Genomic DNA, 3829 nt, shown 5'->3' on the forward strand with positions numbered 1-3829 from the left:
CGCCGGTTGTCGCCCCGCCGCCGGTCGCCCCGCCGCCGGTCGCCGTTGTCGCGGCCGCACCGCCGGCAGTGCCGGTGCCGGCTCAGCCGCAGGCTGAGGTGGTACGCAGCCTCGATCCAAGGGAAGTCGCCGCCCTGATCAGGCGCGGACAGGATCTGCTCGCCAGCGGCGACGTGCAGTCGGCGCGGCTGTTCCTGATGCGCGGTGCGGAAGCACAGAACGCGCGTGCCGCGCTGCTCGTCGGCAACACCTACGATCCGGCCCCGCTCCGGCAACTCGGCGCCACCGGCCTCGCCGACGTCGCGCAGGCCCGCATGTGGTATCAGCGGGCCAAGGAATGGGGCGAACCCGACGCGCAGCGACAGCTCGACGGCCTAGCGTTCGCGCGCTGATTGGAACGGGCGCGGCGTGCGCGCCCGTCAATTGCAACGACCTTTGCCGATCATGTGACTGCGGCCGTTTTAACGTCCTGCCGCGTTCCGCCGCAGGCGAGGCCTATTGGCGAAAATTGCCGGGGCTGCGCGTTTTTATCGCTCGCCGTTCATGTGCGTTACCATGAACTCGGTGAAGGCCCTGACGCGTGGCGTGCGGTGACGGCCGGGCACAGTCACGACGTGAACCGGAAACGGCTCACTCAGATGGGTATCCTCCAGCAGCGGTACGAGCGCGCCCTCCTGTAACGCGCGGGCGACCACAAAATCCGCTAGCCTTGCAACGCCGAGCCCCGCCACCGCCGCATCGAGCAGCAGGTCGGCATTGTCGCTTGTAAGGGTGCCCGAGATGGCAAGCCGGTTGATGCCTTCGCTGGTGTGGAACGGCCATTGGTTGAATTGCGCAAAGCCGGTCAGCGTCAGGCAATTGTGCTGCAACAGATCGGCGGGCACGCGCGGCGAGCCGTATTTCCTGAGATAATGAGGACTGGCGCAAATAAGCCGTCTGGCGTCGTGGAGCTTGCGCGCCACGAGGGTCGAGTCACCGAGCCATCCGGAGCGGATGGCGATGTCCACCTGTTCGGCCACGAGATCGATTTGCCGGTCCGAAACAAGTAGCTCCACGGTGATATCAGGATAACGGCCGAGGAAGAGCGGCAGCGCGGCGAGGATCTGCCTGGCGTAGGTCGTGCCGACGCTGATCCGCAAATGGCCGCGAGGCGCCTGGCTTGCCGCCGTGACCTCGGCTTCTGCGGCCTCGATCGAAGCGAGGATCTCGCGGCTGCGGGCGACGAACAGCTCCCCTTCGGTGGTTAAAACCAGACGGCGCGTGGTGCGCGTCAGCAGGCGAACGCCGAGCCGCTCCTCAATCCGGGTCACCAGCTTGGACAGCGCTGATGGTGTGATTCCGAGATCGCCGGCCGCCGCGGCGAAGCTGCCGCGTTCGATCACCCGCACAAAGGCATTCATTTCGTCGGAGGCGCTATTCATGAATTCATTTCACGAATGAAATGAAAACATAGGAGATTATCATCTCCATGGAAAGGAATAATTTTTTGATATCAGCTCGTGGAGATCGGACAGATGTCAGCACAAGAGATTTGGAGCGATGGCTCAAGGCGGTTCGGCAGCGGCGATGCGGTGCTGCGCCACCCTAACGGCAGCATCGATATCGGGGCCTATGCTGCAATTGCGCATCGCGAACGCGCCGCCGCGCTGACGGCTTCGCTCTTGTCTGCGGTTCGGGCGATACGCGATGTCTGGACCGCCGTCACGGTGCGCCGTGCGCATCAACGAACCGCTGCCGGAAAACCCTGCGGCTGATGTCGGGAGACGGGCGGGGGCGTCGTTGCGTGAAGCTATTCCGAACGTCGAGACCGAAATGCCGGCGCGCGATCTCACGCCGGCATCTCGTTCGAGGTCCCTCGGGGAGGGACAGCGTTGGTTCACGCCGCCGCGTTCGGGAAGCGGTAGCTCTTGAACTGCTCACGCAGCGCGGTCTTCAGGATCTTGCCGGTTGCGGTGTGGGGAATGCCCTCGACGAAAGCGACGTCATCGGGCATCCACCATTTGGCAATCTTGCCGTCCATGAATTTCAGGATGTCCTCGCGGCTCGCTTGCTGGCCTTGCTTGAGCTGCACGATCAGGAGCGGACGCTCGTCCCATTTGGGATGGTAGACGCCGATCACGGCCGCTTCCGCGACCGCGGGATGGCCGACCGCGAGGTTTTCCAGGTCGATCGATGAGATCCATTCGCCGCCGGACTTGATGACGTCCTTGGAGCGGTCGGTGATCCGCATATAGCCGTGCTCGTCGATGGTCGCGACGTCGCCGGTGTCGAAGAAGCCTTCCTCGTCGAGGATGTCGGTGTCGACCTTGAAGTAGGCCTTGGCGACCGCGGGGCCGGCGACCTTGAGGCGACCGAAGGTCTTGCCGTCCCACGGCAGCTCCTTGCCGGCATCGTCGGTGATCTTCATCTCGACGCCGAACGGCGGATAGCCTTGCGTCTGCAGGATGTCGAGCCGTTCTTCGCCCGTGAGCTCGGCAAATGGCGGCTTCAGCGCCGCAACGGTGCCGATCGGGCTCATCTCGGTCATGCCCCAGGCGTGGCGCACGCGAATGCCCATGTCGACGAACGACTTGATCATCGAGCGCGGCATCGCCGAGCCGCCGCACACCACGCTCTTGAGGTGGGGCAGCTTCAGATTGCCGGCGGCCATGTGATTGAGCAGCATCAGCCACACCGTCGGCACGCCCGCGGTATGCGTGACCTTCTCGGTGTCGAGCAGCTCATAGACCGAAGCGCCGTCCAGCTTGGGGCCCGGCATCACGAGCTTGGTGCCCATCGACGGCGCGGAGAATGCGATGCCCCAGCTATTGGCATGGAACAACGGCACCACCGGCAGCATTGTCTCGGCGGCGCTGGTACCGAGGGCGTCGACATTGTTGGCCATCAGCCCGTGCAACACATTGGACCGGTGCGAATACAACACGCCCTTCGGATCGCCCGTGGTGCCCGAGGTGTAGCACATCGCGGCCGCGGTATTTTCGTCAAAGTCCTTCCACGCGAACTTGCCGTCGACCGCGCCGATCCAGTCCTCATAGGCGACCGCGTTTTTGAGCGTGGTCTGCGGCATGTTCGCCTTGTCGGTCAGCACGACGTAGCGCTCGACGCTCGGCAGGCTGTCGGCGATCTTTTCCAGGATCGGCACGAAGGTGATGTCGGTAATCACCACGCGGTCCTGCGCGTGGTTGATGATCCAGGCGATCTGGTCGGGAAACAGCCGCGGATTGACGGTGTGGCAGATCGCGCCGATTCCCATGATGCCGTACCAGCATTCGAGATGGCGCCAGGTATTCCAGGCGATGGTGGCGACACGGTCACCGAGCTTGATGCCGTCGCGGTCGAGCCGTTGCGATACTTTCAGCGCACGTGCATGAATTTCGGCGTAATTGGTGCGATGAATGGGACCTTCAACGGATCGCGTGACGACCTCTTGCGTACCGTGATACTTCGCCGCGTGTTCGATAATCCGGTGGCAGAGCAAAGGCCAGTCTTGCATCAATCCGAGCATACGCACGTCCCTCCGATGGTCTTGTTTGTTGCCGCACGATCCGCCGATGATACGGGCGGATCGGTGGGTGGGTTCATGGAATTGACATGAACTTTACCTCGCGTAAAGCAAGCCGAAAATGGTCTATTGGCGCCTTTGGCCGCAGCGGAGCGGTAATGGTTACCGCTGCCGTGGCGGCGCTCCTGCTTGGCATGCCAGGCGAACCGGCACAGGCCAGGAAAGCATCCCGTACGGTGTGGGACGATCTGATCAGGGTGTCCCCGTCAAAACCGCGGGCGACGGCGCACCGCGCGGCGGCCGTGCCGCTGCCGAAGCCGCGCCCGG

At 63.7% G+C, this 3829-nt stretch carries 3 protein-coding genes and 1 pseudogene; 2 read left to right on the top strand and 2 right to left on the bottom strand.

All coding sequences use genetic code 11. From position 1 onward, the window contains the following. Positions 1-392, top strand: a pseudogene (locus CQ12_RS45350) (hypothetical protein); the annotation flags it as partial. Between the two features lie 135 nt (positions 393-527). On the opposite strand, the gene CQ12_RS34665 reads toward CQ12_RS45350, so the two are convergent. Next, complete coding sequence (locus tag CQ12_RS34665; RefSeq protein ID WP_245310287.1) at positions 528-1421, bottom strand: LysR family transcriptional regulator; 894 nt, start codon at positions 1419-1421, stop codon at positions 528-530. A 78-nt stretch (positions 1422-1499) separates the two neighbouring features. Between CQ12_RS34665 and CQ12_RS34670 the strand changes: the two genes are divergently transcribed. Beyond that, a complete protein-coding gene (locus CQ12_RS34670; RefSeq protein ID WP_057839769.1) occupies positions 1500-1754 on the top strand; it encodes a hypothetical protein in 255 nt (84 codons plus the stop codon). A 122-nt stretch (positions 1755-1876) separates the two neighbouring features. Here CQ12_RS34670 and CQ12_RS34675 read toward each other — a convergent pair whose 3' ends face one another. Continuing rightward, positions 1877-3505 (bottom strand): fatty-acid--CoA ligase, encoded by a 1629-nt coding sequence (locus tag CQ12_RS34675; protein WP_057839770.1) that lies wholly within the window; start codon positions 3503-3505, stop codon positions 1877-1879. Positions 3506-3829: the final 324 nt, after the last annotated feature.

The organism is Bradyrhizobium jicamae (assembly GCF_001440395.1).
Classification (GTDB): Bacteria; Pseudomonadota; Alphaproteobacteria; order Rhizobiales; family Xanthobacteraceae; genus Bradyrhizobium; species Bradyrhizobium jicamae.

Bases quoted from the DNA above. Each gene is read 5' to 3' on its own strand.
- CQ12_RS34665 (WP_245310287.1), bottom strand. From the start codon at position 1,421: ATGAATAGCGCCTCCGACGAAATGAATGCCTTTGTGCGGGTGATCGAA.
- CQ12_RS34675 (WP_057839770.1), bottom strand. From the start codon at position 3,505: ATGCTCGGATTGATGCAAGACTGGCCTTTGCTCTGCCACCGGATTATC.